The sequence below is a fragment of the Bradyrhizobium cenepequi genome (assembly GCF_020329485.1).
Taxonomy (GTDB): Bacteria; Pseudomonadota; Alphaproteobacteria; order Rhizobiales; family Xanthobacteraceae; genus Bradyrhizobium; species Bradyrhizobium cenepequi.
In genome coordinates this window covers 34,261-60,666 of sequence record NZ_JAGKJI010000040.1, presented here as the reverse complement: position 1 = coordinate 60,666, position 26,406 = coordinate 34,261, and the positions used below count along the sequence as shown (strand labels likewise).

Below are 26,406 nucleotides of genomic sequence, written 5' to 3'. Positions count from 1 at the left end.
GACCTGTGGATTGTTCACAAACCGCCAGAACGCCATGTTCGCAGCCCAGTCGCCCTGCGCCATCTGGCGCAAACAGACGCTGCGCGTGCAAAGCATAGCCCGGAGAAGCGCCGCCCCCTTTTATCGAGGCGAACGTCTCCAAACTTACCGAGGGACAAATCCGGTTCCTGCTGCATCTCTGGCGCTCCTTCGAATCAAAGCGCCAGAGAGAGAATCATACAAACGCTGCGGCGACGGCACATCATGCCGGCCCGAGTCAATCTGTCGCGTCCCAAAGATGTGTAGATGCCCTAGCGCGAACGCGGAGAACCATAACCACAGAAAGTGGTTGCTTGGCGAAGGCGTCGAGCAGATCACTCTACGGATAGATTCCGCGGTATGGGTCCCGGCTCAAGGCCGGGACGACAGGCCGCTCAAGGTATCTCGTACACCACCATCTTGTCGGCGATGCCGCGCAGCGCCGCTTCCTTCTGGATCGGCCGGATCTCCGCTTTCTTCAGAATGGAGACCACTTCCGGCGAATCGATCACCGGCGCGGTGATGTGGATTTCCTGCTGGGTCGACAGGCTCTGCACGCGTGCGGCGATATTGACGGTCTGACCGAAATAATCTTGCCGCTCGTTCAGCATCACCGCGAGGCAAGGGCCTTCGTGAATCCCGATCTTGACGATCAGGTCCTCCTTGCCGCGCTCATCGTTGAGCTTCTTCATCGCAGCGCGCATGCGCAGGCCCGCGGCGAGCGCATGTTCAGGCTTGATGAAAGTCGCCATGACCGCATCGCCGATGGTCTTCACCACGGCGCCGTGCTCAGAAGCGATGATCTCGAGCAGCGCATGAAAATGCGCGCGCACCAGATCAAAGGCGGCAAGATCGCCGACCCGCTCATAAAGTGCGGTCGAACCTTTGAGATCCGTGAACAGGAAAGTCAGCGATGTGATCTTCAATCGCTGGTCGACGTTGAGATTGTCAGCCTTGAAGACGTCACGGAAGGTCTGATTGCTCAACATCCGCTTCGCCGTGAGAATCGGCTTGCGCCTGCCCAGCATCTGGTGCATGGCGTCGCCCGCAACCCAGACCGATGGCAGGACGCGGACGCCGGCCTGATTTTCGAGCGAGAGCCGCAATGGCCCTGGCCGCAGCACCGTGGTCCCGGTCGGCGCCTGCAGCTTGTTGTAGACGATTGAAAGCTGCTGGCGATCGGTGGTCAGCTCACCTTGAATGTCGAGGAAGTGGGCCGAATGCGTCACCGGCTCGAACACGATGACGAACTGGTTCGGCAAATTCAGCGACAGGATTGCCTTCTCGCCGGTCGGCATTTCGAGCGCTTCGAGCGTGGCTTCGTTGATCAGGCGTGAAAACGATTCTTCGTTGATGTCGACGCCCGAACTCCAGAACATCTGCCGCACATAGTCCCAGATCGGCAGCGTGCTGGGATCATGCGCGCCGATGCGGCGGACCCGCGGGCTGACGGTGAAGGCGACCTCGACCATTTCGTCGACGGAAGCCTCGTAGCCGGCGGCGCAGAGCGCGCAATTGTAATCGTCGTGACGCAGCGATTTCAGCGTCGAATGCGCATCGAGCACCCCGCCACAGCCGGGACACAGCACGTTCCAGCTCATGTCGAACAAGCCGAGCCGTGACGCATGCAGGAAACCGGAAATGACCTTTTCCTCGTCGAGTCCGGTGCGCCCGGCGAAGTCCAGCAGGTTGATGCGGTTGAGCTCGCGATCATGGCCATCGGCAATCAGCCGCGCGATTTCGCCAACGACAGCCGGATCGGCCGTCTGTTTCAACACTGCGAACTGGGCCTGGGTATCGCTCATGTCGCAACCTTAGATGAGATGACCCGCGCCGAAACGCAAGATCAGTTACCGCGGCGTGATCGTAAACATCGGCGAGTGGTCGGGCTGGGTCGTCACCACCCCGACCGGCATCACCGGCTGCTTGTCGACCAGCGCGACGCGGAAGGCGCCGATCAGTTTCGCCAGCGCCAGCGTTGCTTCGACCATTGCAAAATGCGCACCGATGCAGACACGGGCGCCGACGCCGAACGGCAGATAGGCAAAGCGATCGGGGGGCGTGCCGGTCATGAAACGCGACGGCGCGAATGCCGCGGGATCGTGCCAGAGCTTCTCATGCCGGTGCAGCAGCCAGGGCGCGATCATCACCACGTCGTTCTTCTTCACCGGCATGCCGGCGATCATGTCCGGGCCGGCCGCGGCGCGCGCGATCAGGAAGGCCGGCGGATAGAGGCGCATGGTCTCCTCGATGACCGCGCGGGTGAGTTTCAGCCGCTCGATCTCCAATGCGCCACCCGCAGCAACCCCGCTCACCTCGGCGGCGAGATCATCCTGCGTCGCCGGATCGAGCGAAAGCAGATAGAGCGCCCAGAGCAAGGCGGTCGCTGTCGTCTCGTGGCCGGCGAGGATCATGGTCGCGATCTCGTCGCCGAGCTGCGCATCGGTGAAGGCCTCCCCGGTCTCGGGGTCGCGCGCCGCAACCATGAGGTCGAACAGATCGCGCGGCGGTGCATCGCTTGTCTTGCCGGCGGCACGGCGCTCCGCCATCAACATGACGACGAACGCCGTCCAGCGCTTGCGGAAGCGGGCACGCGCGAAATCCTGCGGACTGGGCCAGCTCAACGGCAGCAGCATGTCGAGGAAACGGGGCCGCGCCAGCCGCTCGCCATATTCCATGACGAAATCGCGCAAGGTGCCGCCGTGGCGATCCATGCCGAACGAGAACATGGTGCGGCCGGCGATCTCGAGCGTCATCCGCTGCATGGTCTCGCGAAGATCCACTGGACGGTCGCTCGCGGCCTTGAGCTTTCCGATGGTCTCGTCGGTCACCGCGACCATGTGCGGCACCAGCGTCATGATCGCGCGCGGCGTGAAGGCCGGTGCGAGCGTGCGGCGCTGGTGTTTCCAGGCGCGGCCTTCGGCGATCAGAAGACCTTCGCCGAGCATCGGGCGCAGCACTCGGAAGGCGGCCGGCGTGCGCGTATAATTCTCGTAATTGTCGACCAGCACGTGCCTGATCGCCTCAGGCGCATTGAGGATGAAGCTGCTGCGGCCGAAGAAGCGGCCACGGACGATCTCCTCCTCATAGGCGCGCTGGCTCCAGCTCGCGATCGGGCTGCGGCTGATCAGCGTCATGCGCCTGAAGGCCGAGATGTCGTCGGGCGCGCGCGGCGGACACGGCGGCACCAGCCGCTTCCGCGCAATCGGCAGGTCGTAGACTTCGGCTATGCTCATGGGGCTTGCTCCAGTCTCGATCCAACCAGTCTACGCTTTCCTTCCGGGGATGATGAAGACGTAAAACGGCGCTCTTTGGAAGAGTTCGCCCGAACACGCTCATTTGTTACCTCACGGCCCTCCCCCAACCCCGCGTCTTTGCGGGAGCGAAATGACAGCATGACGACTGGACAATGCAGGCGTTTGACGGGCATCACTCCGAGGTCGGAATCAAGCAGCCAACAGAGAACCACGGAACCACCATGACAGCATCGCCGCGACGCACGAGCCTGGCCGCCGACGGCATCCTGGCGCCGCTTGCGCATTCGGTGTTCCGGCGCATCTGGCTAGCGAGCCTGCTCTCCAACCTCGGGATCCTGATCCAGGGCGTCGGCGCCGCCTGGGCGATGACGCAGATGACGTCCTCGGCCGACAAGGTGGCGCTGGTGCAGACCGCGCTCATGCTGCCCATCATGCTGATCTCGATGCCGGCCGGCGCCATTGCCGACATGCATGACCGCCGGGTGGTGGCGATGGTGTCGCTTCTGATTGCGCTGGTCGGCGCCACCGTTCTGACGGCGCTGGCGTGGCTCGATCTGGTGACGCCGAATATCCTGCTCGCGTTCTGCTTCATCGTCGGCAGCGGCATGGCGCTGTTCGGGCCGGCCTGGCAATCCTCGGTCAGCGAGCAGGTGCCACCCGATACGCTCCCTGCGGCGGTGGCGCTGAACGGCATCAGCTACAACATCGCCCGCAGCTTCGGGCCGGCGATCGGCGGCATCGTGGTCGCGACCGCGGGCGCGGTGGCCGCCTTTGCACTCAATGCGCTGTTCTATCTGCCGCTGCTGGTCGTGCTGTTCCTCTGGGACCGCGTCAGCGAGCCGTCGCGGCTGCCGCGCGAGCGGCTCAACCGCGCCATGGTCTCGGGCGTGCGCTACATCAACCATTCGCCGTCGATCAAGATCGTGCTGACGCGCACGCTGGTCACCGGCATCATCGGCGGCTCGGTCTCCGCGCTGATGCCGCTGGTGGCGCGCGACCTCTTGCATGGCGGGCCCCAGACCTACGGCATCATGCTCGGGGCGTTCGGCATGGGCGCGGTGCTCGGCGCCCTCAATATCGGCGAAATGCGCAAGCGGATGAGCGGCGAGGCCGCCATACGCGTCTGCGCGATCTCGATGGCAGGCGCAATCGCCGTGGTCGCGATCAGCAAGCAGCCGGTGGTGACGGCGGCGGCGCTGGTGCTGGCCGGCGCGGTCTGGATGATGGCGATCGCGCTGTTCAATATCGGCGTGCAGCTCTCGGCGCCGCGCTGGGTCGCCGGCCGCTCGCTGGCGGCGTTCCAGGCCGCGATCGCGGGCGGGATCGCGATCGGAAGCTGGGGCTGGGGCCGCCTCACCGATAGCGCCGGCGTTGAGGTCGCGCTGCTGGTCTCCGCCGGGCTGATGCTGCTGTCGCCGTTGCTGGGATTATGGCTCAGAATGCCGCCTGTCGGCGCGCGCAACGAGGACGCCACCGAAATGCTCGCGGATCCCGAGGTCCGCCTGTCGCTCACACCGCGCAGCGGACCGCTGGTGGTCGAGATCGAGTACCGCGTCGCGCAGGACAACGCCCGCGCCTTCCATAATGTGATGCTGGAGGTGCAGCTCAGCCGGCAGCGCAACGGCGCCTATGGCTGGTCGATCGCGCGCGATATCGCCGATCCCGAATTGTGGACCGAGCGCTATCACTGCCCGACCTGGCTCGATTACTTGCGCCAGCGCAACCGCGCCACCCAATCCGAGCGCGAATTGCATCTCAAGGCGATAGCCTTCCACCTCGGTCCCGAACCGATACGGGTGCGCCGCATGCTGGAACGTCCCTTCGGCTCGGTGCGCTGGAAGGACGAGACGCCCGACCCCGGAACCACCGAAGTCTTGCCCGTCGTCGCGACGGCGGCCGGGAGCAGCACGTAATCTCGGCGCCCTCACTGCCCGTGGGAGACCAGCGTCTGCTGGCACGTCCTGGTGAGCCGGCCGCGATGCTCCTTCAGGCACGCCAGCACGGCCTGATCGCCCTGATCGAGATATTTGCGGCAGAACCGCGACGCGTCGCGGGTGCAGGCCTCCCGCCCCTGCTGCTGCGCCGAGGATGCGGATGCCGCCAAAATCAGCGGAATGACGAACAGCAATCTGGTCATCTCTCGAGCCTTTGCATGACCAACAGGCGGGACACCGGCATTCTATATTGTTTGCGCACACCGAAGAAGGTCCAAACGACGGCGCCAGCAGTCAGTTCCGACCAGCCATCACAGCCGGCGGAATGCTGCGCTGCATGGCCGCAAGCATTCGAAGGCCCGTGTCGTGCGAATTGCTGCCAGGCAGGCTCGCGCCGACTGTGATGACCCTCACGCAGAATAACGACCCAATTTTCTTCGCCAAAGGCAAGTGCGTTGGGATCGCGTTAAGACCTCGTTGGCACTAATGGCTCGTTACGAGCGTGTGACCCGAGTTTCCTCAAGAGAGTAGCGATGCGTAATCCGATAGGCCTGTTGCTGGCCGTTGTTGTTGCGGCGGTCGTGATCGCCGGAGTGTGGTTCTGGAGTGCTTCGCCGCGGACCGATGCGGCCCCGCAAACCGTCGCCGCCCGGCCGGCGGATCCGCTGCCGCCAGCCGCCGCCAAATCGGCCGCCAAGGACGATGTCGAGACCACCGCCGCGGTGTCGCAACAGGCAGCTGCCGCCCCGGCACCTGCATCCGCTCCCGCACCAGCAGCCGCGCCGATGCGGGCAAAATCGACCTGCGCCAATCCCGACGCGCTTGGCGTCAGCCGCACCGTCGTCATCGACACCACGGCCGGACCGGGCTTCGGCTTCTTGCAGTACAAGCAGTTCGACTTCCTGGCGGACAAGGAGGTCGTGCTGACCTTCGACGACGGCCCGTGGCCGACCACACCGGCGGTGCTGAAGGCGCTTGCCGACGAATGCACCAAGGGACTGTTCTTCCCGATCGGCCTGCACACCACCTATCATCCGGAAATCCTGAAGCAGGTCGCCGCCGCCGGCCACACCATCGGCTCGCACACCTGGTCGCATGCGCATCTCGACAGCAAGAAACTGACCGAACAGCAAGCCAAGGACGAGATCGAGAAGGGCTTCAGCGCCGTGAAGATGGCGCTCGGCACCGCGCCCTCGCCGTTCTTCCGCTTCCCGGCACTCGCCCACACGCAAGCGACCCTCGCGCATCTGGCCAGCCGGAACATCGCGATGTTCTCCGTCGACGTCGATTCCCTCGACTTCAAGTCCAGCTCGCCCGACCAGGTGATCCAGACCGTCATGACGAAGCTGGAAAAGCAGGGCAAGGGCATCATCCTGATGCACGACCTGCAGAAGCACACCGCGCAAGCCCTGCCGACGCTGCTGCGCCGCCTCAAGTCCGGCGGCTACAAGGTGGTTCAGATGAAGGCAAAGGAGCCGCTGGAAACCCTGCCTGAATACGACGCCCTCCTGGTCAAGGACATGAAGGTCCCGACGGTCAGCGCGCGCCCGCTCTCAAGCGTGGTGCGGACGGTTTCGCAGCAGTAACCGATCGAACGACGCGCTCCCTACGCACCTATCGTCGTCATGGCCGGGCTTGTCCCGGCCATCTACGTTTTGAGGACGGTGAGCGGTTACAGAGATCAGCACCAGACTGGTCGCTTCGCGCTGAGCTCATTGAGGAAAGCTATTAGCGGTGGTGCCGCAAGAGGGATTCGAACCCCCGACCCCGTCATTACGAATGACGTGCTCTACCAGCTGAGCTATTGCGGCGAACCGTTCGGCGACTGGTCCTTGATATTAGAGCGTGATCTTTTCGGAAAACCGGTTTCCACTTTGCGCTACGCGGCCCTCCGGGTCCGGACCATGCTCCAATCGCGTGCGCACTGATATCGGGCGTGGCCCCGATTGGCAAGGTTGACGCAGTCACTTGACCGCGTCTCAGCCGCCCCAGCGGGACAGAAAACCGCGCCAGCCGCCGGCCTGGGCCTTTGGCGGGCCGATTTGCTCGGAAAATTCGTCACGGGCGCCGTCCTCCTCGATCCCGGGGTCGTCGGGGGCGCGGACGATGGGAATCACGGCCGGAATCGGCGCCGGCGGCGTCTTGGGGATGTCCTGGCGGGCGCGGAACAGCGGCGCGACCACGGTAGGCGATGATTCGGCTGGAGCCGGCTGTGGCGCAGGCGGGGCGGAAGCAGAAGACGGCAGCGCGGCGGGCGCCAGTTCCACCGAGTCTGCAGCCGACGTCGGCGTATTGTCCTGCGCGGCGGGCGGCGCAGCTTCGACTGGTTTCGCGGGCGCGACCAGGGCCGGCTTCTCGGCCGCCAGCTCGACCGGTTTCGCCGGCGGTGCCGGCGGCGCCTCCTTCGGCAGCTCGATCCGCTTTGAGGCGAGCATCGCTTCCTCGAACGGCGAAGATTCGATCGCCAGGCCCTTGTCCGACGGCAGTGCGGCGACCGGCGTCTGCCACTGGAAGGCGTCGAGCCGGCCGGTGACCGGCGAGACCGGCCGCCAGCGATCGCTGACATAGCCATCCGCGGTCCAGGCCGGATCGTGCAGGGCGCGCACCGCGCGCAAGGTCCAGGCGCGGGCACGGCCGCTGTCGCCATGCTCGGTACGCTCGATCTCGGCCATCAACAGCGCCACGCGCTGCGTCGGCGCGGCGATGAACGGGGTGAGAGCCTCGCGCGCCTTGGCGAATTCGGCGGCGTCGATCGCCGCGCGCGCGAGCGCGAGCGCGCCTTCGATATGGCCAGGCGTCTTCGCCGCCAGCGTCTCGACCCGCACCAGCCGCTGCCGCGCGGAATCGCCCAGCTTCACATGCGCATAGGCGTCGGCGAGATCGGGATGCGGCTGCGACAGCCACGCGGTCTCGACGATCTTCATCGCGCGCCGCACCTGATGCGCCTCGCTCTCGTATTTGGCGACGAGCACCGCGGCCGGGATCAGCGTCGGCGCGAGCTTGATCGCCTCCATCACGCTCTCGCGCGACAGGTCGCGGTCGACGGTCTCGAGCTCGAGCGCGCGTGCCGTGAGCAGCACGCCGCGCTGCCGCCGATAGGTCGCCTTGTCGATCAGGCCGGAGGTCTGGTTGTTGTCGAGGATCGAAAGCGCGCCGGTCCAGTCGCTCTTGGCGCAACGGAAGCCGAGCACCGCCTGCGAGGCCCATGACGATGACGGCGAAACCCTCAAGGCCTCTTCCGCGATCATGACAGCGGCGACCGCATCGTCCGACCGCCGCGCCTCGATGAACAGGCCGCGCAGGCCGAGCAGCCGCGTATCCTCGCGCTCGGCCATGGCACGGAACGCGGCTTGCGCGCCGGCGCGATCGCCGTCGAGCTGCGCCGATTGCGCATTGAGAAGAAGCGTCAGCGGATCGCTGCCCGCGTGGCGCCGCGCCGTTTCCGCATGCGCCCGCGCCGCGGAGGAATCGCCATGGCCGATCGCGAGCAGCCCTTGGGTGATCGCATGACGGCCACGCGCGTGACGGCGCTCGCGCCGGCCGCGCCGGATGCGCGCCGGCATTCGCCAGAGCCCGTGCAGGATGGACCACAGGATGACGGCTGCGACCATCGCAATGCCGATCGCCAGCGCGAGCACCGGCAGCGTGGTTACGATGCGCCAGCCGCCCGTGGACAGCACGACGTCGCCGGTCTGGTCGGCAACCCAGGCCACGCCCGCCGCGGCGAGCGCGATCAACACAAGGAACAGAATGATCCGGATCATCGAAAACCTACTGTCCGGCCTTCGCGAGCCCAGCCATGGCGTTGTCTGCGAATGTTCGCGAGGCCGCCAGCGCCGCGGCGCGCGCTTCCACTTTCTCGAGCCACGCTTGGGCCGCCGCGCGATCGGCGGGCGCTAGTGTCATCAATTCGCGCTTCGCTTCGCCAAGATCGTTGCGAAGCGCAGCCTGGGTGATGCGCGCAACCACGCTGCCACGGTCGGTGCCGGACGCATCCGTGCGCTCGATACGCACGAGCTTTGCCGCGCCCGCCTGCAGGCGATCGACGATGCCGGTGCCGGTGGTAGCAGCAGCCGAAGGCGGAGGCGGCGCAAGCTTCGGCACGATCTCGAGCAGCTCGCGGCAGAGCGCGCCGACGCTCGGCACACCGGAGGCCGCGAACGCATCGAGCGGCTTGAGCGCGTCGGGATTCTCCGCAAACTGCTTGGCGGCCTCGAGCGGCGCCGCATAGGCATCGCCATGGCGGACCGCGACATCGAGCAGCGATGCGGCAACCACGCGGCGCAGCGGCGTATCGTCCGCCAGCTTTGCGTCGGCTGCGCCCGCTTCCGCGATCTTCTTGTCTTGCTGGGCGAGCTCAGCCGTTTGCGTCCGCAGGGCGTTCTCGATCCTTGCGACGCGATCGTTGACGGCAGAAAGATCCGGCGCGGACGCGGACCCATTTCGTGGCATCGCTTTCACTTCATCGATCGCGGCGGCGAGCTTGTCCGATTGCGCGCGCGACGCCGCGAGTTCGGTGCGGAGCGCGCTCACGGATTTCTCCAGCCCATCGATCCGCGTGGTCACGGGATTGCTAATCTTCGATTCCAGACCTGCGACGCGCCCGGTGAGCTGGTCGATGGCGCCTCCGCTGAGCTGTGGCGCAGGCACCTGTACAGCGGGCCAGCCGAGCAGCCAACCGACGCCGATCACCAGCGCGGCTGCGACAGCGCCCGACACAGGCGCGATCACCCAGGGTGAGATCGGGCGAGGCGGGGCTTCGGAGAACGCAGGTTCCGGATCCGGTGCGGCTGTGGTGGTTTCCGCCGCAGGCTCAGGCTGCGATGCCGCCTCGGCGGCCGCCGTTTCGCCGCTTGCATTCTCGCTGGCCGCCTCCGCGCCATCCGTCTTGGCGGACTCCGTTTTGAGCGGTTCGCTCGACACCTCGGTCGCCTTGAGATCAATGGTCGGCGGCGCGCGCCGTGGCCGGGCGGAGGAATCTGCCGCCGATCCGGTGTCTTCGGGCCTCTCATCGACCATGCAGCGGTTCCCTTGACTGTTGATACGCCGAAACCGGGAAAGCCCAGGGCTTACCAGACGAGACTTACCAGAATCGGACTGTTCTCTTAAGCCAATCAGGGCCGCAAAGCACGCGCCAGGGCCTCGAACAAGGCATTTTCATCTGGCGCGGCGGCGACGATGACCTGGGTGGCTCCGGCCTCGCGCAGGACGGCGGCAACAGCAGCCGAAATGCAGCAATGCGGCAGCGCCAGGGCCGATATTTCGAGGCCTTCGGTCCGCGCCGCATCGAGAAACGCCCGCGCGCTACGACGGGAATAATGCAGCACCGCCTCGATATGCCCCGCCATGAAAGCCTCGCACACCGGACGCGGCAGGCCCGCCACCGGGTTCATGCGGTAAGTCGTGCGGGTGATGACCGTAAAGCCCGTTTCGCCGAGCTCGCCGGCGAGATCGCGCGAAAGATCGGCGCCCGCCAGATAAAGCAAAGTTGCCGACTTTTTCAGCTTCTTGGCCTTCCTGTGCGCCCGCACGAGATCGCACAGCGAGGTGGCATCCCCGTCGGCGCTGGCCACCTCGCCAAATCCGGCCTCGCGCGCCGCGGCAGCGGTATGCTCGCTGACCGCAAGCAGCGGCAGCCGAAGCAGCGCGTGGCCGGCGAGCTGGGGCGCAACGGCGCGCAGCGCATTGGCGCTGGTGACGATGACAGCGTCATAGGACGCGGCATCTTCGTCCTGGAACGGCAGTGCCTCGAACCGCAGCATCGGCGCGAGCAGGACCTCAAAACCCCGGCTGCGCAGGCTGTCGGCAGTGGCCTCGCCATCTCCTTGCGGGCGCGTGACAAGGACGGCCATGTTCAGGCTTTCAGGAGCGACATTTGGGGCTGAACCGACGATTGCACGCTGTGACCTCACAATGCTACCGAGTGACGGACGGAAGATAGCAAGCGATAGCACCGATAGCACAGGGACCGATATTGGGTAACGACACGCCGATGCTGGTGTTGGGTATAGAGACCACCTGCGACGAAACCGCAGCCGCTGTGGTCGAGCGCCAGAGCGACGGCCGCGGACGAGTCTTGTCCAACATCGTGCGCTCGCAGACTGCCGAGCACGCGCGCTTCGGCGGCGTGGTGCCGGAGATCGCCGCGCGCGCCCATGTCGATCTGCTCGACGGCATCATCGATCGCGCCATGAAGGAGGCTGACGTCGGTTATGCGCAATTGTCCGCCGTCGCCGCGGCCGCAGGCCCCGGCCTGATCGGCGGCGTCATCGTCGGGCTCACCACGGCAAAGGCGATCGCGATGGTGCACAACACGCCGCTGATCGCGGTGAACCATCTGGAAGCGCATGCGCTGACGCCGCGGCTCACTTGTGCATTGGCGTTCCCCTATTGCCTGTTCCTGGCGTCCGGCGGCCATACCCAGATCGTTGCCGTGGTCGGCGTCGGCGAATATGTGCGGCTTGGCACCACCGTCGATGACGCCATGGGCGAGGCCTTCGACAAGGTGGCGAAGATGCTGTCGCTGCCCTATCCGGGCGGGCCGGAGGTGGAGCGCGCGGCCGAGGGCGGCGACGCCACGCGCTTTGCGTTTCCGCGGCCGATGCTCGGACGCCCCGACGCCAATTTCTCGCTGTCGGGCCTGAAGACCGCCGTGCGCAATGAAGCGAGCCGATTGGCACCGCTGGAGCCGCAGGATGTCAGCGATCTCTGCGCCGGCTTCCAGGCAGCGGTGCTGGAATCGACGGTGGACCGGCTGAGCGTCGGCCTGAAATTATTCCAGGAGCAATTCGGCCCGCCGCGCGCGCTGGTCGCGGCCGGCGGCGTTGCCGCCAATCACGCGATCCGCGGTGCGCTGCAGGACGTCGCCGCCAGTGCGCAGACGACGCTGATCATTCCGCCGCCGGCACTCTGCACCGACAATGGCGCGATGATCGCCTGGGCCGGCGCCGAGCGGATGGCACTCGGCCTCACCGACACCATGGACGCGCCGCCACGCGCCCGCTGGCTGCTCGACGCCAACGCCAAGGCGCCTGCGGGCTTTGCCAACAGCCGTGCGGGATTTTGAGATGCAAGAGGGATCGCGCCACGGACGCAGTATCACCTCGCCCCGCTTGCGGGGAGAGGTCGGATTTGCGCGCCGCGCAAATCCGGGTGAGGGGGAGCCTCCGCACACACCTCATTATGCGCGTTCGCGGAAAGCAGCCCCTCACCCCAACCCTCTCCCCGCAAGAGCGGGGAGAGGGAGTTCAGATGAGTTTGCCTGATGCCGGCCCATCAATCCGTTGGCGTGATCGGCGCGGGCGCATGGGGAACGGCGCTCGCGGCTGTCGCGGCGCGGGCAGGCCGCGATGTCACGCTCTATGCGCGCGACGCGGCGCATGCGGCGCAGATTGAGGCGACCCGCGCCAATCCAAGGCTTCCCGGCGTGCTTCTCGATGCCAGCGTCAAGGTGACCGCCGACATCGCCGCGGCGGCGCGCGCCGACCTCATCCTGGTCGCAACACCCGCGCAGCATCTGCGCGCAGCCGTGATGCACCTGGCACCGCAACTTGCGAAGGCCACGCCCGTGATCGCCTGCGCCAAGGGCATTGAGCGCGGCACCCACAAGTTCATGACCGAGGTGATTGCGGAAGCCGCACCCGCCGCCACGCCGGCGATCCTGTCGGGACCAAGCTTCGCCGACGATGTCGCACGCGGGCTTCCAACAGCGGTGACGCTGGCAACGAAAGATGAAACCCTCGCGCGCGTGCTGGTGCAGGCGCTGGGATCGCCGACCTTCCGGCCTTACCATACGACCGATGTCAGCGGCGTCGAGATCGGCGGCGCCGCCAAGAACGTGCTGGCGATCGCGGCCGGCATCGTGGCTGGCCGCGAGCTCGGAGCATCGGCGCTTGCGGCACTGACCACGCGCGGCTTCAGCGAATTGGCGCGGCTCGGCCGCGCCTGCGGCGCCCGTGCCGAAACCTTGGCGGGACTGTCTGGCCTCGGCGACCTGATCCTGACCTGCTCCAGCCTGCAGTCGCGCAATTTCGCGCTCGGTATTGCGCTCGGCCGCGGCGAGCGGCCGGCGACCGGCAAGCTCGCGGAAGGGGAATTCACAGCGCCGGTGCTGATCGAGCTTGCGGCTTCGCAGAATATCGAGATGCCGGTATCAAATGCGGTCGCAGCAATCCTTAGCAAGCAATTGACGATCGATGCTGCGATCGAGGGCCTCTTGACGCGGCCGTTCAAGGCGGAGGGATGATGATGGCGTATTGGCTGGTGAAATCCGAACCGTCGAGTTGGTCCTGGGACCAGCAGGTGGCAAAGGGCGCCAAGGGCGAGGCCTGGACGGGCGTGCGCAATTTCACCGCGCGCCAGAACCTCGTGAACATGAAGAAGGGCGACAAGACCTTCTTCTATCACTCCAACGAGGGCAAGGAGATCGTCGGCATCGCGGAAGTAATCAAGGAGGCCTATCCCGACCCGACCGATAAGACCGGCAAATTCGTCTGCGTCGACATCAAAGCCGACAAGCCTTTGAAGACGCCGGTGACGATCGCAGCGATCAAGGCCGAACCGAAGCTCGCAGACATGGCGCTGGTGAAGTATTCGCGCCTGTCGGTGCAGCCGGTGACGGCGGATGAGTGGAAGATCGTCTGCAAGATGGGCGGGCTTTAAAACCCTCTCCCCTTGTGGGCCCCTTGTGGGAGAGGGTGCGGTCGCGAAAGCGAGCGCGGGTGAGGGGTTCTCTCCGCGAACACCTGTGCCTGTGGAGGCAACCCCTCATCCGTCGCGGACTTCGTCCGCGCCACCTTCTCCCACAAGGGGAGAAGGGAAGAGATCAAACCGCCGCCGCGGTCACGACCTGCGCCAACAACTGCTCGCGCTTGGCTTGCGTGCGATAGCCTTTCATGGTCGCGGCAAAGCGCTCCAGGATGCCATCCTCGAAGGCGGTGACGATGGTGTCGTGGACATAGCTCTTGCGGCAGATCGCGGGCGTATTGGACAGTTCATCGGCCGCGGCGCGCACCGCTTCCAGCACCTGCTTCTTGCGACCACGGGCGCTGGACGCCGGCGTGATCCGCGACAGCGATTCGAGCACGACGGCCGAGGCCATCAGCGTGCGAAAATCTTTCAGCGAAATCTTGATGCCGGCGATCTCGCGCAGGAACGCATTCACCGCCGTGGTCGACGCCGCACGTACGGTGCCGGACTTGTCGCGATACTGGAACATGCGCTTGCCCGGCACGGTACGCAGGATGCCGATCGCGCGCACCAGCTTGGCAGCGTCGCATTCCTTGCGCACGGCCTTGCCGCCCTTGGCCTTGAAGGTCAGCACCACGCAGTCATCCTCGAGCGTGACGTTGGATTTCAAGAGCGTGGTGGCGCCGCGGGTCCCGTTGAGCCGCGCATAGGATTCATTGCCAGGACGGATCGCCGTGCGCGCAATCAATTCGATCACCGCCGATAGCGCGAATTCGCGCGTCGGCTCATCGCCCGACAGGTATTTCGAGACGTTGCGCCGGATCTTCGGCAGCGCCGCAACCAGCTTTGCCAGCCGATGCGCCTTGCGGTGCTCGCGGATCTTTTCCCAGTCGGCGTGATAACGGTATTGCAGTCGTCCGGCGGCATCGCGGCCGATCGCCTGCAAATGCGAACTCGGATCGTGGGAGTAGCGCACCTCGCGATAAGCCGGCGGCACCGCCATCGCGTGCAGGCGGCGGATCGTCCGGGCGTCGCGGATGTGCGAGCCGTTGGCGCGAACGAAGGAATAGCTCTTGCCGCGCTTGACACGGCGGATGGTGAGCAGCGCCTGGTCGCCGAGCTTTAGGCCCAGTTCCTCGGCCAGCTCCTTCACCGAAGTCCTTACGGTGATCTTCTGCTTGGGGGTCGGCAGCTTGGGCGGCCACTGGCCCAGTGCTCTCGCGAGTGGCAGGGTCGGATCGGCGGAAACGGGCCGAGTAGCCACAAAATTCTGCTGATCCATCATGACCGCTGACGCCTTGACTCCACTGCTAGCCGGCAATGCCGATTGTTATGGCTTGGTTCCGGCGGGGCCTCGGCCCCCGGGAGGGCCATTTAGGGGGTTCTTCTTCTTTTTGCGAGTCGCGAATCAGCCATTGACGGTTTCTAAATACCTCTCATAGGTGCCATTCGCGCGATAACGTTGATTTTGACCTTGCTCAAAACGTGATTTTGATCGTTCCGGTCAAGTGGAGCCAGGCAGCCGACCAAGGTCCAAGACGCCGGCGCTTGTCCGGGTCTTGTCCGGCGACGCATAATCGCCGTAACGATGAAGATGGCCCGCAACACCCGGGATCACGCGGGCCGGATGTCGAGTGGAGGGGATCATGTCCGAGAAGATCTATGACGTCTCAGCCGATTGGGCCAAACGCGCCTATATCGACGACGCCAAGTACCGGGAGATGTATGCACGTTCGGTTTCCGACCCCAACGGCTTCTGGGCCGAGCACGGCAAGCGCATCGACTGGATCAAGCCGTACACCAAGGTCGAGAACGTCTCCTTCGCGCCGGGCAACATCTCGATCAAATGGTTCGAGGACGGCATGCTCAATGTCGCCTGGAACTGCATCGATCGCCATCTCGAGAAGCGCGGCGACCAGACCGCGATCATCTGGGAGGGCGACGATCCCTCGAAGTCCAGGCACATCACCTATCGCGAGCTGCACGACGAAGTCTGCCGGATGGCCAACATCCTGCGCAATCGCAATGTCGGGAAGGGCGACCGCGTCACCATCTACCTGCCGATGATCCCCGAGGCCGCCTACGCGATGCTGGCCTGCGCGCGAATCGGCGCGATTCATTCGGTGGTGTTCGCGGGCTTCTCGCCCGACAGCCTCGCCCAGCGCATCAACGACTGCAAATCCAAGGTAGTCATCACCGCCGACGAAGGATTGCGTGGGGGCCGGAAGGTGCCGCTGAAGGCCAATGTCGATGCAGCGCTTTCGAAGACCGAGGGCGTCGACTGGGTCGTCGTGGTCAAGCACACCGGTGCTGCCGTCGACATGAATCCGACCCGCGATTTCTGGTACCACGCGGCGGCCGAGATGGTGACGACGGACTGTCCGTGCGAGCCGATGCATGCGGAAGATCCGCTGTTCATCCTCTACACGTCAGGCTCGACCGGACAGCCCAAGGGCGTGCTGCACACGTCCGGCGGCTATCTCGTGTTTGCGGCGATGACGCATCAATACGTGTTCGACTATCACGACGGCGACGTCTACTGGTGCACCGCCGATGTCGGCTGGGTCACCGGTCACACCTACATCCTCTATGGTCCGCTCGCCAACGGCGCGACCACGCTGATGTTCGAGGGCGTGCCGAACTATCCTGACAATTCCCGCTTCTGGAACGTCGTCGACAAGCACAAGGTCAACATCTTCTACACAGCGCCGACCGCGATCCGCGCGCTGATGCAAGGTGGCGACGAGCCGGTCAAGAAAACGTCGCGCAAGAGCCTGAGGTTGCTCGGCTCGGTCGGCGAGCCCATCAATCCGGAAGCCTGGGAATGGTACCACCGCGTGGTGGGCGACAGCCGCTGCCCGATCGTCGACACCTGGTGGCAGACCGAGACCGGCGGCATTCTCATCACCCCACTGCCCGGCGCGACCAAGCTCAAGCCGGGTTCTGCGACGCGGCCGTTCTTCGGCGTGGTGCCGGAGATCGTCGATGCCGACGGCAAGGTGCTGGAGGGCGAGGCCACCGGCAATCTCTGCCTGATCCGCTCCTGGCCCGGCCAGATGCGCACCGTCTATGGCGACCACGCCCGTTTCGAGCAGACCTATTTCTCCGCCTACAAGGGCAAGTATTTCACCGGCGACGGCTGCCGGCGCGATGCCGACGGCTACTACTGGATCACCGGCCGTGTCGACGACGTCATCAATGTCTCCGGCCACCGCATGGGCACCGCCGAGGTCGAGAGCTCGCTGGTGGCACATGCGGCGGTGTCGGAAGCCGCCGTGGTCGGCTATCCTCATGACATCAAGGGTCAGGGCATCTACGCCTACGTCACGCTGATGGCAGGCCTGGAGCCAAGCGAGGAGTTGCGCAAGGAACTGGTCGCCTGGGTGCGCAAGGACATCGGTCCGATCGCCTCCCCTGACGTGATCCAGTTCGCGCCCGGCCTGCCCAAGACCCGCTCCGGCAAGATCATGCGCCGCATCCTGCGCAAGATCGCCGAGGATGAGCCATCAAGCCTCGGCGATACCTCGACGCTGGCCGATCCCGCGGTGGTCGATGATCTCGTCAAGAACCGGCAGAACAAGAAGGGTGCCGCGGTTTAAGACCACGGCAAGGGGGGCGTTCATGCGGGTGTCTTTTGGTCGTCTCGCAGCCGCGGCGCTGATCGCCGCGGCTGGCCTCATGCTGGGCGTGCCGAGCTTGCGAGCGGCGAACCTCGACGAAGCCTGTGGCGGGCCGGAAAAGATCACGTGCAACTCGGCGCTGTTCTGCCACAAGGAGGCCGGACAATGCGCCGTCGAGGATGCCAAGGGCACCTGCGAGAAGGCCCCGGCCTTTTGCATCCGGATTCACCGGCCGGTTTGCGGTTGCAACGGCAAGACCTATCCGAACGAGTGCGAGGCGCGGCACGTCAAGGTCGCGGTCGATTATGCCGGCCCTTGCAAGAAGGCGCCGGGTGCCGCCGAACCGAAGTCGGAGAAGCCGCCCGCAACCAAGAAGAAAAAGTCGAGCAAGTAGCCGCGCGACCGCAAACAACATCTTCTCACGCGATTGTCAGGCGCTTTGGGGCGGCAGCAGCGCGTTTGCCGCCGGTGCTGTTTCCGGATCATTTACTTTATTTCCAACTTTTCTTTTGTCGCCCCAATCGCGAGCCGTCCTGCGCCCAACGCAAAAAGCATCTGGTTAACAAACGCGGTCAAAAATGCCTTGCGCGAACGGCAGGCCGTTAGCTTCGCCGGCCGTTGCGAGATCTCAGGCCCTGGCATCTCCGGGCACTGACCAAAGGGCGGCTGGAAGTGGAGAGCTTGATGTCGATGAGGATCGCGGTGGCCGTGGCTGCCACCCTTGGGTTGGGCGCAATAATGCCGACGGCCGCCGAGGCGCGACCAGAGATCGTGGACATGCACGGCGACTATTATTCTCCGGGCACGATCGTTGTGAGGACCAGCGAACGGCGCCTCTACCTCATCCTCGAGTCGGGCCACGCCATGCGTTATCCTGTCGGCGTCGGGAGGGCCGGCAAGCAGTGGGCCGGCACCACCCAGATCGACGGCAAATACCGCTACCCCGCCTGGTCGCCGCCCGCTGCAGTCAAGCGCGACAAGCCCTCCATGCCCGACGTGATTCCTGGCGGCTCGCCCAGGAATCCGATGGGCGTCGCGGCGCTGACGCTCTCCGGCGGCGAATATGCGATCCACGGCACCAACGTGCCGGGCTCGGTCGGAGGCTTCGTCTCTTACGGCTGCATCCGCATGCTGAACGACGACATCACCGACCTCTATTCCCGAGTCCCCGTCGGCGCCACCGTGGTCGTCACGCACTGAGCTGATCGAAGCAGGCGGATCAACAAAAGTCGCGCCGTTGCGCGCGGCTGCCTTCATTCCCAGAAGCGGCGATTCCTTGCGCACCAGCCGAAGCGGTGGCCGCCATTGTAGCTGCGCACATGACCTGCCGCGAGCAGCGCCGCCGACACATTTTCGGTGCGCCTGGTCGCGACGTCTGCGACGACGCGACCCTGATATTTGTCGGGACCGACATTGTAGATCACAACACCGCCCTGGCTAAGCAGGCTGCGCAAGGCGTCGGTCGCGGCCTCGGCCCTTTCGAACTCTTCCCGGCATGACGCCTTCAACTCCGGCGCATCGATGCCACGCAAGCGGACGTGGGTCATGAGATCGCGTCCCTGCTCCAGATGCACGCGGGCCTCGAATGTGTCGCCATCGATCGTCCTGATGACGTCGACGGTGCGGCGGATGTCGGAAGTGCCGGCGCGCTGCCAGATCACGTCGGCATCCTGCACGCGGCTACTTCCCCAATGCGGGAGCTGCCAAGGCACCCATTGCCGGATCGGCAGCATCGTGCCGAACGCAATGCCGATCACGAACACCCATGGCAAGGCAGCCGAAAACCGGCGACCAAATGGAGTGCGACGAAACGATTGCCTATATGGATTGATTCGCTCGCGGGGAGGCATTGTCCCACGCTAGAGCATGATCCGGAAAAGTGGAATCCGGTTTTCCCTCGCGACAAACGCAAAGCGTTTGCGCGGAGATCATGCCCGAACGAAGTCGCGTCGAGTGACGCGACAAAAGAATACCTGGCGCGTCAAAAGTCCGACGCGATGCCTTTGCTCTCCCAGTCGCCATAGCGCGTCGGTTCCGGTCCCTTCGGTCCCTGAACCTCCTTCTGCATGGGCTGGGCGCTTGCCGCCGCGGCCTTCCGTCGCGCTTCGGCCTCAGTAAGCGCGCGCTGCGCGGCTGGCGTCAGCGGCTTGCGCTCCGGCGGTGGCGCATGGTCGGTCATGATACGATTTTCCTGCAACAAATTTTATATCGCGGATATCCGAAAAACCTTTGGCATCACGATCATGAAATTGGAAGACCGATTCTTACATTTGGCATATTCGCATGCCACAGCTGTTTTATCTCCCGCACGATGGCATGAGCCGAGGCGCTTATCCGCTTTCCACGACTGAGATATTCCCGCTCCATGCCCCCTTCAAGATTTGCAGCGTCGATCGAAGTGCCCGGCCTCGCGGCGCGACGCATCGCAGCCGACATTCTGGACGGTGTCCTGCACAAGCATCGCACGCTCGATGACCAGCTCGATGGCACCGGTGCTCATCCCGGCCTGAAGACGCTTGCCGATCGCGATCGGGCACTGATGCGTCGATTGGTGTCGACGATCCTGCGGCGGCTCGGAACCCTCGGCCATCTGTTGTCGCGCCTGCTCGACCGCGGCATCCCGACCGACGCGCCGCGCGCGCAGAGCGCACTGCTGATCGGCGCCGCGCAGATCCTCTGGATGGACGTGCCTGATCATGCCGCGGTCGATCTGTCGGTACGGCTCGTGCAGTCGGACCGGCGCGCCGCCAAATATGCGGGACTCGTCAATGCCGTGCTGCGCCGTTGCGCGCGCGAGGGCCATGCGCTGGTCGAAGAGGTCAAGACACAGACGCTGGATATTCCGCATTGGCTGCTTGCACGCTGGACCGCTTATTACGGCGAAGCCACCGCGCGCGAAATGGCGCTTGCCATCGCTAACGAGCCCTCGCTCGACCTCACCGTGAAATCCGATCCCGCGCAATGGGCGAGCCGGCTGCACGGCGAGATGCTGCCGACGGGAACCGTGCGCACATTGTTGCATGGCTCGGTGACGATGCTGCCCGGCTTTCCCGAAGGGCAATGGTGGGTGCAGGACGCCGCCGCGGCCTTACCGGCGCGGCTGTTTGGCGACATCAAAGGCAAGCGCATCGCCGATCTCTGCGCCGCGCCCGGCGGAAAGACGGCACAACTCGCCTATGCCGGCGCGCAGGTGACCGCCATCGATCGCTCACCGGCGCGCATGGCACGGCTGCGCGACAACCTTGCGCGGCTCGGGCTCGAAGCCGAGTGCATTGTTGCCGATGCCGTCGAGTGGCCGGGCGACGGCGGCGGTTTCGACTGTGTCCTGCTCGACGCTCCCTGCACCTCGACCGGCACCATCCGCCGCCATCCGGATGTGGCCTGGCTGCGGCAGGAGGCCGAGATCGCAACGCTGGCCGCCCTGCAGAAGCGGCTGCTGCAAAAGGCGGTCACGCTGCTCAAGTCAGGCGGAACGCTGGTCTACTGCACCTGTTCGCTGGAACCGGAGGAGGGCGAACAACCCGTCGCGGCACTCCTCGGCAGCGAATCAGGCCTGCGCCGCGAGCCGATCGCCCCAAGCGAGGTCACGGGCCTCTCCGAGCTCCTGACCGCCGAGGGCGACTTGCGCACGCTGCCCTGCCATCTGCCCCATACCGATGCCAGGCTTGGCGGACTGGACGGATTTTACGCCGCGCGGCTGGTTAAATCCTGATTTCATTGGATTTTCATTCCCATTCCTGATTCGCGCCGTTTCAAGATGGTGTCTTGGCGGCGTTTCCGGATTAAAAGGATTCGCCAGACTCCCTCTTCCCCTCATAGGTTAGGTGTGTCCGTCGCTCAACGCAGACGTATCTCGACACTGATTGCCGGCCGCTTCGCGCGCAGCGTGGTGGCGCGCGCCAGCGGGGGAACCGTCGCGCTGTCGCGATTGTGGCCCGGCCGCACCGACCGCCTGATCATCGCCCCGCATGACCTGCGCACGGCGGACGCCACCCGCGCCGCGGAAATCTATGCCGGCCGCTTCGTGTTCGCGGGCAAGATCGTGACCTGCCACGGCCGTTCGATCTTCGATCTCGAACCGCCGTCCGAGGATTGGGAGGCGGCCCTGCTCGGCTTCGGCTGGCTGCGCCATCTGCGCGTCGCCGATACCGCGCTGACCCGGGCCAACGCGCGGTCCCTGATCGACGACTGGATGTCGAACGCGTCCCGGAGGCGACCGCTGGAGCGCCGCGCCGACGTGCGGGCGCGCCGCGTCATCTCGCTGTTGTCGCAGGCGCCTCTGGTGCTCAGCGATACCGACGGGAAATTCTACCGGAAATATCTGCGCGGGCTGGGGCGCGAGATCCGCTATTTACGTTATGGCATGTTCGATGTCGCCGACGGCGTGCCGCGGCTGCAGGTGCTGATCGCGCTGTGCTACGCCTCGCTCTGCCTTGCCAACCAGGCCGGCTACATCCGTTCGGCGACGCGGCGGCTGTCGGACGAATTGCAGCGGCAGATCCTGCCCGATGGCGGGCATATCTCGCGCAATCCCGGCGCGCTGGTGGAACTGCTCAGCGATATGCTGCCGCTGCGCCAGACCTTTGCCGCCCGAAACATCGCCCCGCCGCCGGCACTGCTCAACGCCATCGACCGCATGATGCCGATGCTGCGCTTCTTCCGCCATGGCGACGGCAGCTTCGCGCTGTTCAACGGCATGAGCTCCGCGCCATCCGACCTCGTCGCGACGCTCTTGGCCTATGACGACGCCCATGGCGCGCCGATGGCGAGCATGCCGCACACCGGCTATCAGCGGCTCGATGCCGGCAACATGACCGTCATCATCGACACCGGCCAGCCGCCGCCGCCGAGCGTCAGCCAGGATGCCCATGCCGGATGTCTCTCGTTCGAGCTGTCGTCCGGACCGCACCGGATCGTCGTCAATTGCGGCATGCCGGCCACCGGGCGCGACAATTGGCGGCCGTTCGCGCGCTCGACCGCGGCGCATTCGACACTGACCTATCACGACACCTCATCGTGCCAGTTCATCGAGATGTCGGCGATGAAGCGCCTGCTCAAGGGCGCGCCGATCACTAGCGGTCCCAACAATGTCGAGAGCTATCGCGAGGCGGCCAGCGATGGCGATGTCCTGACCACCTCGCATGACGGCTATCTCTCGCGCTTTGGCGTCATCCACCAGCGTGTGCTGATGGCGGCCCATGACGGCTCCAGACTCGACGGCGAGGACACACTGTCGCCGCCATCAGACGGCCGCATCAGAGGCCATGACACCGAATACGCCTTGCGGTTTCACCTGCACCCGTCGGTGAAGGCGAGCCGGCTTTCCGATGCCCGCGGCGTGATGCTGGTGTTGCCGAACCGCGATGTCTGGACCTTCGAGGCGCTCGACGACAAGGTCGATCTCGAGGACAGCGTGTTCCTCGCCGGCAATGACGGCCCGCGCCGCACCTCCCAGATCGTGGTCCGGCAGGATGCAAAGCAGGTCTCTACCATCCGCTGGAGCTTCGTCCGCTCGAGCACCTCGGCAGCCCAGACCAATGCCCGCCGCAACGCCCGTCGCGAGCCGGAACTGCCGTTGTAGACGCGCACCGTCCAGGCCTATGGGGCCGTTGTGAAGATCGTCGAAAGCTGCTAACGAGCACTCGCTCGCGCGACTGGCGACCTTGGATGGAGCACCATCGGGAAGCGCGGGATATATCTGCCGCGCGCCTGGGCATAGGTACTCCCTAACAGAGGATCTTGCCCATGACTGACACGACCCGCCGCATCACCCGCGCCCTCCTTTCCGTTTCCGACAAGACCGGCCTGATCGAGTTCGCCCGCGCGCTCGCTGTCCACGGCGTCGAGCTCGTCTCCACCGGCGGCACCGCGAAAGCGATTGCCGGCGCCGGCCTCAAGGTGAAGGACGTTTCCGACCTCACCGGCTTCCCTGAAATGATGGACGGACGGGTCAAGACCTTGCACCCCAAGGTGCATGGCGGCCTGCTCGCGATCCGCGACAACAAGGAGCATGCGGCGGCGATGCAGGCCCACGGCATCGCGCCGATCGATCTGCTCGTTGTCAATCTCTATCCGTTCGAGGCCACCGTCGAGAAGGACGCAGGCTTCGAGGAGTGCATCGAGAACATCGACATCGGCGGCCCCGCGATGATCCGCGCTGCCGCGAAGAATCACGACGACGTCGCCGTTGTCGTCGAAGCGCAGGATTATCAGGCGGTGCTCGACGAGCTTGCGGCCAACAAGGGCGCGACCACGCTCACACTTCGCCGCCGCCTCGCCGCGAAGGCCTATGCGCGCACCGCGGCCTATGACGCGGCGATCTCGAACTGGTTCGCGAAGGAGCTCAAGACCGACGCGCCGGATTTTCGCGCCTTCGGCGGCAAGCTGATCCAGAAGCTGCGCTACGGCGAGAACCCGCACCAGAGCGCGGCGTTCTACGCGACGCCGGAGAAGCGTCCTGGCGTCGCCACCGCGCGGCAGGTGCAGGGCAAGGAATTGTCCTACAACAACATCAACGACACCGACGCGGCCTATGAATGCATCGGCGAGTTCGATGCGGGTCGCACCGCCGCCTGCGTGATCGTCAAGCACGCCAATCCCTGCGGTGTCGCCGAGGGCGCCGATCTCATCAGCGCCTATCGCAAGGCGCTGGCCTGCGATTCGACATCCGCCTTTGGCGGCATCGTCGCGGTCAACCGCACGCTCGATGCGGATGCGGCGCGCGCGATCACCGAGATCTTCACCGAAGTCATCATCGCGCCCGACGCGACCGATGAAGCGATCAAGATCGTGGCGGCGAAGAAGAATCTCCGCCTCCTGCTCGCCGCCGGCCTGCCCGATCCGCGCGCGGTCGGCCTCACCGCCAAGACCGTCGCCGGCGGGCTGCTCGTGCAGAGCCGCGACAATGCCGTGGTCGACGACATGGCGCTGAAGGTCGTGACCCAGCGCGCGCCGTCGGACGCCGAACTGCGCGATCTCAAGTTCGCTTTCCGGGTGGCAAAGCACGTGAAGTCGAACACCATCATCTACGCCAAGGACCTCGCGACCGTCGGCATCGGTGCGGGCCAGATGAGCCGGGTCGATTCCGCCGGCATCGCCGCGCGCAAGGCGCAGGACGCTGCCGCCGAATTGAAGCTCGCGGAGCCGCTGACCAAGGGCTCGGTCGTCGCCTCGGACGCGTTCTTTCCGTTCGCCGACGGCATGCTCGCCTGCATCGAGGCTGGTGCCACCGCGGTGATCCAGCCCGGCGGCTCCGTGCGCGACGACGAAGTGATCAAGGCCGCCGACGAGCACGGCATCGCCATGGTGTTCACGGGCGTGCGGCATTTCCGGCATTGACGCCGAGATTTAATCCCGCACCCGCATCAACAGCGCGAGCCCGGCGAGGAAGAACAGGACCAGCACCGCCATGCCGGCCTTCTGGCTCGCAGTCGTCGCGGTGATCACGCCGATCAGGAGCGGGCCGATGAAGGACGTCACTTTGCCGGTCAGCGCGAACAGTCCGAAATACTGCGCGATGCGGTCCTTCGGCGCGAGGTGGATCAAAAGCGTGCGCGAGGCCGCCTGCAGCGGCCCGCCGGCGGCGCCGATCAGGCAGCCGAGCACGAGATAGGCGCGCTCGGCCGCACCGGCGAACAGCGGACCGCCCGGCTCCGGCGGCGCGACCTGCACGAACAGGATCGAATCCTTGTCGACCAGCAGAATCGCGGCGATCGAGAACAAGAGGATGATCAAGCTGCCTGCGATCACGCGCTTCGGTCCAAAGAGATCATCGAGCTTGCCGCCTAGCCAGGCGCCAAACACGCCGGCAATCGCGAGGATGATGCCGAACGTGCCGATCTGGATCGTGCGCCAGCCGAACGTGCCGGCGGCATAGATGCCGCCGAATGCGAACAGCGACACCAGCCCGTCAGCATAGATCATGTTGGCGAGCAGGAACGTCGCGACCGATTTCCGCTGCGGCAGTTCGCCGATCGTTTGCTTCAATTCGCGCAAACCCTCGCGCAGCGCCTGCCGCACCGGCCGCTTCGCCGGATAGTCCGGCGTGAACAGGAACAGCGGCGTCACAAACAGCATGAACCAGAGGCCGGTCAACGGCCCGGTGATGCGGTCGCCAGCGTGCGCGGCGGGATCAAGCCCGAACAGCGGCTTGAAGCCGAACAGCGTGCGGCCGGTCTCCGGGCTCGCCGCGAGGAAGCCGAGCACCAGGAATAGGCTGAGCACGCCGCCGACATAGCCGGTGGCCCAGCCCGTTCCCGAGAGCCGCCCGATCCTGTTCGCCGGCACCAATGTCGGCATCATCGCATTGTTGAAGACGGTGGCGAACTCCGCGCCGACAGAGGCGAGCGCATAGGCGAACAACAGCGGCGGAATGATGCTGGCATCGCCGGGCCGGCCGAGCCACATCAGCGAGGAACCGAGCACGAGCAGCGCGCCGAAGCACGCGATCCACGGCTTGCGCCGGCCGCTGGCATCAGCGATGGCGCCGAGCACCGGCGACAGCAGCGCGATCGCAAGCCCCGCGGCAGCGGTGGCAAAGCCCCACATCGCCTGACCGCTCGCCGGATCGGGCGCAATGAAGCCGGCAAAATAGGGCGCGAAGACGAAGGTCGTGATCAGCGTGAAATAGGGCTGCGCGGCCCAATCGAAAAAAATCCAGCTGATAACGGCGCCACGGCTCGGATATTCCTTCGGCCGCTCTGCGCCGCCCGTCTCGCTGATCGCCATGTCCATGCGAAAATCGTCCTGCCCCGATCGCGAACAGGCGCTTTGCCTGCCGGCCTCAAATCCATATAGCATGCAGTGCTTGCGCGAGCGTTCCTGCTTGGGCTCCAACAGCGGCGAAATATTGATGGCAGCTTCCTCAAACAATTGGCGCAGGATTGTCGC

21 protein-coding genes, 1 tRNA gene and 1 riboswitch are annotated in these 26,406 nt (G+C 65.3%); of the genes, 11 read left to right on the top strand and 11 right to left on the bottom strand.

The genetic code is table 11. The features are described 5' to 3' along the window. Positions 1-413: 413 nt before the first annotated feature. Positions 414-1,823: an adenylate/guanylate cyclase domain-containing protein gene (locus J6497_RS30740; RefSeq protein ID WP_225707986.1), complete on the bottom strand. Its 1,410-nt coding sequence runs from the start codon at positions 1,821-1,823 to the stop codon at positions 414-416. Positions 1,824-1,868: 45 nt separating this feature from the next. Then, positions 1,869-3,254 carry a cytochrome P450 gene (locus tag J6497_RS30735; RefSeq protein ID WP_225707985.1) on the bottom strand — a complete coding sequence of 462 codons (1,386 nt, stop codon included), beginning with the start codon at positions 3,252-3,254 and terminating at the stop codon, positions 1,869-1,871. Between the two features lie 242 nt (positions 3,255-3,496). Between J6497_RS30735 and J6497_RS30730 the strand changes: the two genes are divergently transcribed. Then, positions 3,497-5,188: an MFS transporter gene (locus tag J6497_RS30730; RefSeq protein WP_225707984.1), complete on the top strand. Its 1,692-nt coding sequence runs from the start codon at positions 3,497-3,499 to the stop codon at positions 5,186-5,188. 11 nt (positions 5,189-5,199) lie between these two features. Here the strand turns inward: J6497_RS30730 and J6497_RS30725 are convergent, their stop codons facing one another. Further along, positions 5,200-5,412 carry a hypothetical protein gene (locus tag J6497_RS30725; protein ID WP_225707983.1) on the bottom strand — a complete coding sequence of 71 codons (213 nt, stop codon included), beginning with the start codon at positions 5,410-5,412 and terminating at the stop codon, positions 5,200-5,202. A gap of 330 nt (positions 5,413-5,742) precedes the next feature. On the opposite strand from J6497_RS30725, the gene J6497_RS30720 reads away from it, so the two are divergent. Further along, on the top strand, positions 5,743-6,795 hold the full coding sequence (locus tag J6497_RS30720) for a polysaccharide deacetylase family protein (RefSeq protein ID WP_225707982.1): 1,053 nt from the start codon (positions 5,743-5,745) through the stop codon (positions 6,793-6,795). Positions 6,796-6,944: 149 nt separating this feature from the next. Here J6497_RS30720 and J6497_RS30715 read toward each other — a convergent pair. From J6497_RS30715 to J6497_RS30700, 4 genes are all read right to left on the bottom strand, one after another. Further along, a tRNA-Thr gene (locus J6497_RS30715) sits at positions 6,945-7,020 on the bottom strand. A 168-nt stretch (positions 7,021-7,188) separates the two neighbouring features. Beyond that, positions 7,189-8,973: a heme biosynthesis protein HemY gene (locus tag J6497_RS30710; RefSeq protein WP_225707981.1), complete on the bottom strand. Its 1,785-nt coding sequence runs from the start codon at positions 8,971-8,973 to the stop codon at positions 7,189-7,191. 7 nt (positions 8,974-8,980) lie between these two features. Further along, a complete protein-coding gene (locus tag J6497_RS30705; RefSeq protein WP_225707980.1) occupies positions 8,981-10,228 on the bottom strand; it encodes a COG4223 family protein in 1,248 nt (415 codons plus the stop codon). A gap of 95 nt (positions 10,229-10,323) precedes the next feature. Continuing rightward, positions 10,324-11,061, bottom strand: a complete 738-nt coding sequence (locus J6497_RS30700) for a uroporphyrinogen-III synthase (protein ID WP_225707979.1) — start codon at positions 11,059-11,061, stop codon at positions 10,324-10,326. A 140-nt stretch (positions 11,062-11,201) separates the two neighbouring features. Between J6497_RS30700 and tsaD the strand changes: the two genes are divergently transcribed. From tsaD to J6497_RS30685, 3 genes are all read left to right on the top strand, one after another. Further along, positions 11,202-12,275, top strand: coding sequence for a tRNA (adenosine(37)-N6)-threonylcarbamoyltransferase complex transferase subunit TsaD (gene tsaD, locus J6497_RS30695; protein ID WP_225707989.1), 1,074 nt, complete (start codon positions 11,202-11,204; stop codon positions 12,273-12,275). 198 nt (positions 12,276-12,473) lie between these two features. Continuing rightward, the gene (locus J6497_RS30690; RefSeq protein ID WP_225707978.1) at positions 12,474-13,454 is read left to right on the top strand and encodes an NAD(P)H-dependent glycerol-3-phosphate dehydrogenase; all 981 of its coding nucleotides are present in this window, start codon (positions 12,474-12,476) and stop codon (positions 13,452-13,454) included. A 2-nt stretch (positions 13,455-13,456) separates the two neighbouring features. Then, positions 13,457-13,870, top strand: a complete 414-nt coding sequence (locus tag J6497_RS30685) for an EVE domain-containing protein (RefSeq protein ID WP_225707977.1) — start codon at positions 13,457-13,459, stop codon at positions 13,868-13,870. 163 nt (positions 13,871-14,033) lie between these two features. Here J6497_RS30685 and J6497_RS30680 read toward each other — a convergent pair whose 3' ends face one another. Then, positions 14,034-15,182 (bottom strand): DNA topoisomerase IB, encoded by a 1,149-nt coding sequence (locus J6497_RS30680; protein WP_225707976.1) that lies wholly within the window; start codon positions 15,180-15,182, stop codon positions 14,034-14,036. Between the two features lie 361 nt (positions 15,183-15,543). Between J6497_RS30680 and acs the strand changes: the two genes are divergently transcribed. The 3 genes from acs to J6497_RS30665 all read left to right on the top strand — a co-directional run bounded on the left by acs (position 15,544) and on the right by J6497_RS30665 (position 18,717). Next, positions 15,544-17,496, top strand: coding sequence for an acetate--CoA ligase (gene acs / locus J6497_RS30675; RefSeq protein WP_225707975.1), 1,953 nt, complete (start codon positions 15,544-15,546; stop codon positions 17,494-17,496). Positions 17,497-17,518: 22 nt separating this feature from the next. Continuing rightward, positions 17,519-17,911 carry a Kazal-type serine protease inhibitor family protein gene (locus J6497_RS30670; RefSeq protein WP_225707974.1) on the top strand — a complete coding sequence of 131 codons (393 nt, stop codon included), beginning with the start codon at positions 17,519-17,521 and terminating at the stop codon, positions 17,909-17,911. Between the two features lie 290 nt (positions 17,912-18,201). Next, positions 18,202-18,717: a L,D-transpeptidase gene (locus J6497_RS30665; RefSeq protein ID WP_225707973.1), complete on the top strand. Its 516-nt coding sequence runs from the start codon at positions 18,202-18,204 to the stop codon at positions 18,715-18,717. A 53-nt stretch (positions 18,718-18,770) separates the two neighbouring features. Here J6497_RS30665 and J6497_RS30660 read toward each other — a convergent pair whose 3' ends face one another. Further along, on the bottom strand, positions 18,771-19,280 hold the full coding sequence (locus J6497_RS30660; RefSeq protein ID WP_376708293.1) for a thermonuclease family protein: 510 nt from the start codon (positions 19,278-19,280) through the stop codon (positions 18,771-18,773). Positions 19,281-19,498: 218 nt separating this feature from the next. Further along, positions 19,499-19,696 carry a DUF1674 domain-containing protein gene (locus tag J6497_RS30655; RefSeq protein ID WP_225707971.1) on the bottom strand — a complete coding sequence of 66 codons (198 nt, stop codon included), beginning with the start codon at positions 19,694-19,696 and terminating at the stop codon, positions 19,499-19,501. Positions 19,697-19,882: 186 nt separating this feature from the next. Between J6497_RS30655 and J6497_RS30650 the strand changes: the two genes are divergently transcribed. The 3 genes from J6497_RS30650 (at position 19,883) to purH (ending at position 24,855) form a co-directional block, all read left to right on the top strand. Continuing rightward, the gene (locus J6497_RS30650) at positions 19,883-21,229 is read left to right on the top strand and encodes an RsmB/NOP family class I SAM-dependent RNA methyltransferase (protein ID WP_225707970.1); all 1,347 of its coding nucleotides are present in this window, start codon (positions 19,883-19,885) and stop codon (positions 21,227-21,229) included. Positions 21,230-21,343: 114 nt separating this feature from the next. Further along, positions 21,344-23,098, top strand: a complete 1,755-nt coding sequence (locus J6497_RS30645) for a heparinase II/III family protein (RefSeq protein ID WP_225707969.1) — start codon at positions 21,344-21,346, stop codon at positions 23,096-23,098. Positions 23,099-23,157: 59 nt separating this feature from the next. After that, positions 23,158-23,239: riboswitch (ZMP/ZTP riboswitch) on the top strand. A 23-nt stretch (positions 23,240-23,262) separates the two neighbouring features. Then, the gene (gene purH, locus J6497_RS30640) at positions 23,263-24,855 is read left to right on the top strand and encodes a bifunctional phosphoribosylaminoimidazolecarboxamide formyltransferase/IMP cyclohydrolase (RefSeq protein WP_225707968.1); all 1,593 of its coding nucleotides are present in this window, start codon (positions 23,263-23,265) and stop codon (positions 24,853-24,855) included. 9 nt (positions 24,856-24,864) lie between these two features. Here the strand turns inward: purH and J6497_RS30635 are convergent, their stop codons facing one another. Then, entirely contained in the window at positions 24,865-26,244 is a 1,380-nt protein-coding gene (locus J6497_RS30635; protein ID WP_225707988.1) for an MFS transporter, read from the bottom strand. Positions 26,245-26,406 lie beyond the last annotated feature (162 nt).

Bases quoted from the DNA above. Each gene is read 5' to 3' on its own strand.
- J6497_RS30720 (WP_225707982.1), top strand. From the start codon at position 5,743: ATGCGTAATCCGATAGGCCTGTTGCTGGCCGTTGTTGTTGCGGCGGTC.
- J6497_RS30700 (WP_225707979.1), bottom strand. From the start codon at position 11,061: ATGGCCGTCCTTGTCACGCGCCCGCAAGGAGATGGCGAGGCCACTGCC.
- J6497_RS30730 (WP_225707984.1), top strand. From the start codon at position 3,497: ATGACAGCATCGCCGCGACGCACGAGCCTGGCCGCCGACGGCATCCTG.
- J6497_RS30635 (WP_225707988.1), bottom strand. From the start codon at position 26,244: ATGGCGATCAGCGAGACGGGCGGCGCAGAGCGGCCGAAGGAATATCCG.
- J6497_RS30655 (WP_225707971.1), bottom strand. From the start codon at position 19,696: ATGACCGACCATGCGCCACCGCCGGAGCGCAAGCCGCTGACGCCAGCC.
- J6497_RS30710 (WP_225707981.1), bottom strand. From the start codon at position 8,973: ATGATCCGGATCATTCTGTTCCTTGTGTTGATCGCGCTCGCCGCGGCG.
- purH (WP_225707968.1), top strand. From the start codon at position 23,263: ATGACTGACACGACCCGCCGCATCACCCGCGCCCTCCTTTCCGTTTCC.
- J6497_RS30650 (WP_225707970.1), top strand. From the start codon at position 19,883: ATGCCCCCTTCAAGATTTGCAGCGTCGATCGAAGTGCCCGGCCTCGCG.
- J6497_RS30705 (WP_225707980.1), bottom strand. From the start codon at position 10,228: ATGGTCGATGAGAGGCCCGAAGACACCGGATCGGCGGCAGATTCCTCC.
- tsaD (WP_225707989.1), top strand. From the start codon at position 11,202: ATGCTGGTGTTGGGTATAGAGACCACCTGCGACGAAACCGCAGCCGCT.
- J6497_RS30740 (WP_225707986.1), bottom strand. From the start codon at position 1,823: ATGAGCGATACCCAGGCCCAGTTCGCAGTGTTGAAACAGACGGCCGAT.
- J6497_RS30680 (WP_225707976.1), bottom strand. From the start codon at position 15,182: ATGATGGATCAGCAGAATTTTGTGGCTACTCGGCCCGTTTCCGCCGAT.
- J6497_RS30665 (WP_225707973.1), top strand. From the start codon at position 18,202: ATGTCGATGAGGATCGCGGTGGCCGTGGCTGCCACCCTTGGGTTGGGC.
- J6497_RS30725 (WP_225707983.1), bottom strand. From the start codon at position 5,412: ATGACCAGATTGCTGTTCGTCATTCCGCTGATTTTGGCGGCATCCGCA.
- J6497_RS30670 (WP_225707974.1), top strand. From the start codon at position 17,519: ATGCGGGTGTCTTTTGGTCGTCTCGCAGCCGCGGCGCTGATCGCCGCG.
- J6497_RS30735 (WP_225707985.1), bottom strand. From the start codon at position 3,254: ATGAGCATAGCCGAAGTCTACGACCTGCCGATTGCGCGGAAGCGGCTG.
- J6497_RS30685 (WP_225707977.1), top strand. From the start codon at position 13,457: ATGGCGTATTGGCTGGTGAAATCCGAACCGTCGAGTTGGTCCTGGGAC.
- acs (WP_225707975.1), top strand. From the start codon at position 15,544: ATGTCCGAGAAGATCTATGACGTCTCAGCCGATTGGGCCAAACGCGCC.
- J6497_RS30690 (WP_225707978.1), top strand. From the start codon at position 12,474: ATGCCGGCCCATCAATCCGTTGGCGTGATCGGCGCGGGCGCATGGGGA.